The sequence below is a fragment of the Streptomyces sp. NPDC008125 genome (assembly GCF_042957125.1).
In the GTDB taxonomy this organism is placed as follows: domain Bacteria; phylum Actinomycetota; class Actinomycetes; order Streptomycetales; family Streptomycetaceae; genus Streptomyces.
In genome coordinates this window covers 21,986-28,044 of the sequence record NZ_JBIBHR010000040.1, presented here as the reverse complement: position 1 = coordinate 28,044, position 6,059 = coordinate 21,986, and the positions used below count along the sequence as shown (strand labels likewise).

Below are 6,059 nucleotides of genomic sequence, written 5' to 3'. Positions count from 1 at the left end.
ACAACACCCACAACTCATCCGGTACCAACCGCTCAACCAGATCCGTCATGCACAGACCAACGAGCCCTCACGCCATAAGAAACGACGTCTAAGCGGACACTCGGACATGGCAGCGAGAGAGCTGCTCATGCTTCAACCCTTGGGGGCCGATGCGTCTGATGCGACGAGACCCGGGCAGAATCGTCGGGGTCTCGTCACGCTCCGAGAATCGGTTCCCTACAAGGCGTTCGTTCTCTTGACGCTCGTGTTACAGATCGGCACGTCGATCCGGTCCCGAGCGACGACGACCCCGTCCTTGACTACGTAGCACTCGACAACGTGCTCGCCTTTGAAGTTTGAGTGCTCGATGCGGACTCCCCGCTTGCTCGAGTCGACAATCTGGCCGCGGATCGCGTCTCGCCGCTCGGCTTCCGGACCACGATTGAGCACCTTCCACTTCAGCGTGTAGGGCTCCCCGACCGAGCAACTGGTGACTACGAACCTCAAGCCCTTGTCGGCCTTTAGCAGGATCCCCCCGCCACGCATCGCGCGAAGCCAGGTCGGACGCCATCCGGCCTGCGTGACCTCGCAGTCGATGGACACGGTCTCAGACACGTCGACCGGGAACTCATCCTCGATGAACTCCTCGGTGTCCCTGAACGGCCGGGACGACTCCCTCGCGCTCTTCGCCAGCGGCACCGACGTGCCGAAGATCTCGCGCCACTTCTTGTTGGCGGACGTCTTGCCTTCGTCCGCGATCGCCTCGAGGCATCGGTTGTACGCCTTCTTGGCCTTCGGCTGGAACTGCGCCTTCACGTGGACCCGCTGTCGGCTGCCCAGCGCCAGGTAGTACTCCTGCTCTGACTGATCTTTGAGGAATTCGAAGAAGTCGCGGGCCAGGAGGTCGAACGAGCCTGTGCCCGCTGCGTCGTAGTCGTCGGTCTGGTCGAAGAAGTTGTAGACGAGGGTGTCGATGAGCAGGCCACCCATGTTTACGCCGTTCGCGTTCTTCCAAGCCCGTGCCATCCGGGCGAGGTGGCGCATGTTCGTCGAGGTGCGGTCGTTGCTCTCCTTGGTCGCGGCGATCTCCTCGCGCGGCTTGGTGACCTTCCAGCCCTCAGCCTTCGTGTCCGGGTAGTCGAAGCTGCCGTCGACGTTCTCGAATGCCGGCTGGACCTCGAACTTGAAGGCGTTGGACGTGAACTGCACTCGGACGACACACTGGTCGACGCGGATCTCAGTGTTGCTGTACCGCGCCTTGAGGTCGTCCCGAACCCTTTCGAGGATTCTCCGCGGGCCTGTGCCCCCCTCGTAGCTTGACCTGATCCTGGGCGGGAGGATGAAGATCATGTCAAGGTCGGACACTCCCTTGATCGCGGTGTGCCGACCGAACGATCCGACCATCAGCTTGTAGTCGGTGCAGCCGTCCTTGTCGCGAAAGTCTTTGTTGAGCGCCTTCGTGATCTCGTCCCGTCGTGAGGCGACCGTCGTGGCCGTCTCCCCGACCTTCAGGCTCTTGAGCAGTGTTTCGAAGATCTCTGAGGTCTTCATCGTCATGCCTCGCCTTCGCCGAGCCGGAGCGCCTCCGGAAGGAGGAGGTCGATTTCGCGCGAGGTGAACGTCATCTCCTCGTTGTTCTGCAGCCCGCCCTGCGCGCGCGCGAAAGCCCTGCTGCTCGTCCTGGGCGCGTCGGCGTAGGCGTCGCGCGCAGCCTGCTGCAGCTCGTCCCGCCGCTCTCGGCCCTCCGCGTTGGAGACGGTGCCGGACATCAGGTCGGCGATGAGGGAAATGTAGGACTCTCGGACGTCCCACAGCCGAGAGGCGATGCCGCGGTGGGCCTCGGACTCCTCCTCGAACTTGAAGGTCTTCGTCCCAAGGCTCATCCAGCTGACCAGGAGCGCGATAGAAGAGGTCGCGAGGCTCGTCAGCACTGCGTTGCCGAGCAGTCCGACCACCGCGGCCAGGAAGGTGCCCGAGCTGATCGCGGTGAGAGCAATGAGGACGCCCTGCTGCCACCGGTGCTTGGTGAAGCAGATGTCCGCTTGCTTCTCATGGGTCTTGTGGCTGTAGACCACGCGCCCGAATGCCTCTCGCATCTGCGCCAGAAGGTACGGGTCGCGGTCAGGCACCGCGTCGCTCTCGGGTGTCAATTCGTTCCCTACTCGGTCGAGGACTGCTGGACATGCGTCTGAAAGTCAGTTGCACATCTTCTGAGTATGGCGGCGACCACTGACACTCCAACCGACTTGAGTCACCTCCCATTCAGACCGCGGCCGATCCTGCCTGTCCTGGCCCTACCCTGCTTCAGACAGGTAGAGGAATGCGGTGGACACGATGCCGCAGAGCCGCTCAGGTCAGCACCCCTGACAGCGCGTCTCGCAGGGCGCCCCTGTGGAGAATCCTCTCCTCAAAACGGCGTCGCCGTGAATGCCCTGGAAATGAGCAAGCCGATCTCGGAATCGATTCCAGAAGGCGCCGAGGCCGATCTGGTGCCCGGCAAGCAGGACTGTTTGAGGAGCGATCCCGCCCACGTAAGCTCTGAACGTCGAACGTCGCGCTGCCGGTTGCACCAGGAGGCCATCGTGGATCACCTCTTCACCGTCATGGGCGAGGCGGCCACACCGATCGCGCGCACCGGGTTGGCCGCGGAAGGCCTCCTTGAGAGGCAGCACTTGCAGGAGTGGGTGATCGCCCACCCGAAGGTGCTCGGGGAGTCGGTGCTCGTCGTCACCGCTGAGTACGACCGGTGGGCCGACACGGACGGCGTGCCGGCGCGCGACCGGCTGGACGTCCTGGGACTGGACGCAACAGGGCGCCTCGTCGTGGTCGAGCTGAAGCGCGGAACGGCTGATCGGGACGTGCACCTTCAGGCGATCACCTACGCCGCCCTGGTATCCCGGTTCGACCTCAGCACCCTGACCCAGGCGCACCGCGACTTCCTGTCGCGCAGGGGGCAAAACCTCGACTTCGATGCATGCAGGCAGCGCCTGCTCGATCATGTGGACGGGGAGTGGAGCCCGGAGCTGCTCCAGCGCCCCCGACAGGTGATCATCGCCGCTGACTTCCCGAAGCAGGTCACCCACTCCGTGGTCTGGCTGTCGGAAATGGGCCTCGACATCGACCTCATTCAGGTGGGGCTGTGGAAGGTGGAGGGGCACGTCGTCGCCGGCTTCACCAAGGTCTATCCGACCCCGGAGGTAGAGGAATTCACGCTCGCACCTGCCCGAGTCGAAGGCGAGGCGGCAGCCAAGAAGCTGCAGGAACGCGCACGCTCACGCAACGCCGTCCACGTACTCGTCGGTGCGGGCCTGCTGCCCGAAGGCACCAAACTGCTCATGACACCGCGCCATGGCGCAACGGAAGCCATCCGTAATGCCATCGACGCGTGGGTAGACGAGGACCGCAGCAGAGCAACCGCCATCTGGACCAACAACACTGCCCAGCCACTGATCTGGGACGCCGACGGCGCGTCCTACTCCCCCACCGGACTGGCCAACCACATCTTCACGAGCGTGACGAGCCGCACCGCCGACGGGATACAGGGCACAACATGGTGGGACGTCGACACCAGTCAGGTTCCCAGCGATGTCGACAGCGAAGAATGGGCCACCCTGGCAGGACTCAACCTCTCAGGGCTGGCCAAGCAACTCAACGGCACCCGCAAAGACTGGACGGAGCTGCACACCCTGCTGGGCGCAGTCCCTGCCGGACGATGGACCACCTACGGTGACGTGGCAGCAGTGATAGGCAGCCACGCCGTTCCGGTCGGAAGACACCTGAGTACCTGCGCCCAATGTCCCAACCCCTGGCGTGTCTTGAATGCAGCAGGACGCGTCAGCAACGGCTTCCAGTGGGCGGACCATACCCGAACGGACACCCCCGCAGAAATCCTCGGAACTGAAGGAGTCCACTTCAAGGGGGCTGTCGCCGATGCGGACAAGCGCCTCGGCCCGGACGCCCTCCGGCAACTACTCGACGTCTGAGAAGCGACCGCCTCTAGGGAGCACCGCGCGTACGACACGACACCGAACGAGTGTGCCATTAAGTGTTCGGCGCATGCGCCGCAGTTGTCTAAGTTGGTGACCCTCGACTCCACCAACATCCGTTAAGACAACCCTGAGGATAGCTGGCCACCCCACGCCTACGGCCGCGTGGCCAAAATGTACGCGGGGTACAAGGAGCCCCTGTACGCCGCTCCCCCGCTGCTCCAGGGCATGGTGGACGCCGGCAGGCGCGGCCGGAAGACGGGGCGGGGTTCTACCCGTACGCCTGAGTCCCCGCACACGGGCCCGGGGGTGACGCCGCCGGGCCCGCCGAGGCGCGTTCCCCGAGGTCAGGACCGCTTGCGGCCCCGAAGGGTCTCGCCTGCTACTACTCGCCCATCTCGTTTGGAGAGTCGCCGGGTGCAGCTGAAGGGCTGTGGCGATGCTGGCGAAGCCAGCGAAGTGGGCGTCCCTGCGTCCGTATTGGTGGTGCAGTCGGCGGAGGGCGCCAAACCAGGCAACGGCGGGCTCGATCACCCATCGGTGTCGGCCAAGGCGTTGGGAGGAGTCGGTGCACCCGCAGGCGATGCCGGCAGGGATCCGGCGCCGTGGCAGGTAGGAGCGGATCCTACAAAAAGATCGGGACGACGATGGCAGTTGCCTGATAGAACTCGTGGGTTACGTCTAGCAGGCGGTGGTAGACCTGCGCGATCACGATGACAAATGGATGAAGGGAACCGCGTGGCTACCAAGGAGGAGAAGTCACTCAGCAAGATCTCGTTCGTGACCCAGAAGGCGCCGGTTGATGAGCGCGGGCGGGCACTGTACGCCGTTGCACGGTCAATCCTTCGAGCACTCGTTGATCAGATCCCTGTATCCGGCCTCACGGTTCTGAACACCGATCGAGTCGATGTGACGCTTCGCCAACTCGCCTACGTTGCTCGACTCCAGCGGGACAAGGGCATGCGCGGCGATGGGTTCGAATGGGCGGTTCACGAAGCGATTCAAGGCGCGGAGCCCACAGTCGTCGATCCCCTCGTTACGGCCATGAAGCGGGCTTCGCCAAAGGGCTTCAAATACCTTGACCGTCCAGAGTCGTTGCTGTTTGGCTACGAGCGGGCAAAGTACCTTGGCTTCCTTGAGGCCGTTATCGTCAATGCCTCGGACGAGGCCGTGATCCTGCCCGATACACGTGGCCGACCGCCCGCGTTCGACAACTGGGTGCGCCTTGCGGCGATTGGGGAGGCAGCCGAGCCGCAGCTTGGAGCGAGGCTTAGAAAAATCTGGCGGACAGATCTGTTCGTCAGCGATCAGGAGCGCCACCGCCACCTTGCGGTGACCATCAAAAGCAATAAGGAGCAGTTGGAGAGCGGGCCGGGCCTGCGGATCGGTGTCGTCCCAGAGCACAAGGATCTACCTGCTGGGGTCACCAAGCAGACAAGCAAGGCTGGAGACAGTCTGTGGGTCGTAGCCCTGCCTGATCCTCACGGGTTCATGGGGCTGTACAACGACGCCTACGCGGCAGTCGGTGAAGCAATTACGACGCTCGGACGGCATGACCGCGGCAACTACTGGCAGAAGCCGACACCGATGGCTCAGAAGATCCAGGAACAGTTGGAAAAGTATGCCGACGTGAAGGTTGCCGAGATTGAGTGGGCACTCAATGAAGCTGCCCAACAGGATCTCACCGATGTCGAGTCCAGGCTTCTCTCCGTGGATGCTCCTGACTGGCTTCACCTAGGCCAACCAGATCAGGAAGCCATAGCTCTGGCCGCGCGCCCCTCGTTCATTAAGCTGGATTGAGCTAAAGACGTTGTCTCACTTGGTTAGTTTTCGGTGGCAGATGAGGGTCGCAGCTACGTCTACGAAGACCAGGTTGCTGTTGGTCTGACCTCCACCGACAATCCGGTGCGCGGTCTTCTTCAGCTCGTTGATGCCTTCCCGCCGTACTTCCTCATCTGCGAGACGTTGGCGGAGCAGTGTCTTGACGAGGTCACGGACCGTGGTGTCGACGGCCGGCTGCGGGCGGGTGGTGTCGGTCTGGTGGCGCTTTCTGGGTGAGTGGGGAAGACGGAGTCGTGGTTCGGCAGGGTCGTG

5 protein-coding genes and 1 pseudogene are annotated in these 6,059 nt (G+C 63.3%); 4 read left to right on the top strand and 2 right to left on the bottom strand.

What is annotated here, in order from left to right; all coding sequences use genetic code 11:
* Positions 1-216: 216 nt before the first annotated feature.
* Together ACFZAX_RS34820 and ACFZAX_RS34815 are read right to left on the bottom strand one after the other, a co-directional pair.
* Positions 217-1,536 carry a nucleotidyltransferase gene (locus ACFZAX_RS34820; RefSeq protein WP_390966887.1) on the bottom strand — a complete coding sequence of 440 codons (1,320 nt, stop codon included), beginning with the start codon at positions 1,534-1,536 and terminating at the stop codon, positions 217-219.
* A complete protein-coding gene (locus ACFZAX_RS34815) occupies positions 1,533-2,075 on the bottom strand; it encodes an SLATT domain-containing protein (protein WP_390966885.1) in 543 nt (180 codons plus the stop codon). Before ACFZAX_RS34815 ends, ACFZAX_RS34820 begins: the two co-directional genes overlap by 4 nt.
* Positions 2,076-2,417: 342 nt before the next feature.
* On the opposite strand from ACFZAX_RS34815, the gene ACFZAX_RS34810 reads away from it, so the two are divergent.
* The 4 genes and pseudogenes from ACFZAX_RS34810 (at position 2,418) to ACFZAX_RS34795 (ending at position 6,023) form a co-directional block, all read left to right on the top strand.
* Positions 2,418-3,962 carry a DNA-binding protein gene (locus ACFZAX_RS34810; RefSeq protein ID WP_390966884.1) on the top strand — a complete coding sequence of 515 codons (1,545 nt, stop codon included), beginning with the start codon at positions 2,418-2,420 and terminating at the stop codon, positions 3,960-3,962.
* A 177-nt stretch (positions 3,963-4,139) separates the two neighbouring features.
* A pseudogene (locus tag ACFZAX_RS34805) lies at positions 4,140-4,252 on the top strand (3-hydroxyacyl-CoA dehydrogenase family protein); the annotation flags it as partial.
* 451 nt (positions 4,253-4,703) lie between these two features.
* Complete coding sequence (locus ACFZAX_RS34800) at positions 4,704-5,765, top strand: hypothetical protein (RefSeq protein ID WP_390966882.1); 1,062 nt, start codon at positions 4,704-4,706, stop codon at positions 5,763-5,765.
* A gap of 33 nt (positions 5,766-5,798) precedes the next feature.
* Complete coding sequence (locus ACFZAX_RS34795) at positions 5,799-6,023, top strand: hypothetical protein (protein ID WP_390966880.1); 225 nt, start codon at positions 5,799-5,801, stop codon at positions 6,021-6,023.
* Positions 6,024-6,059 lie beyond the last annotated feature (36 nt).

Coding starts and splice junctions, on each gene's coding strand:
- ACFZAX_RS34820 (WP_390966887.1), bottom strand. CDS start 1,536: ATGACGATGAAGACCTCAGAGATCTTCGAAACACTGCTCAAGAGCCTG.
- ACFZAX_RS34810 (WP_390966884.1), top strand. CDS start 2,418: ATGAGCAAGCCGATCTCGGAATCGATTCCAGAAGGCGCCGAGGCCGAT.
- ACFZAX_RS34815 (WP_390966885.1), bottom strand. CDS start 2,075: ATGCGAGAGGCATTCGGGCGCGTGGTCTACAGCCACAAGACCCATGAG.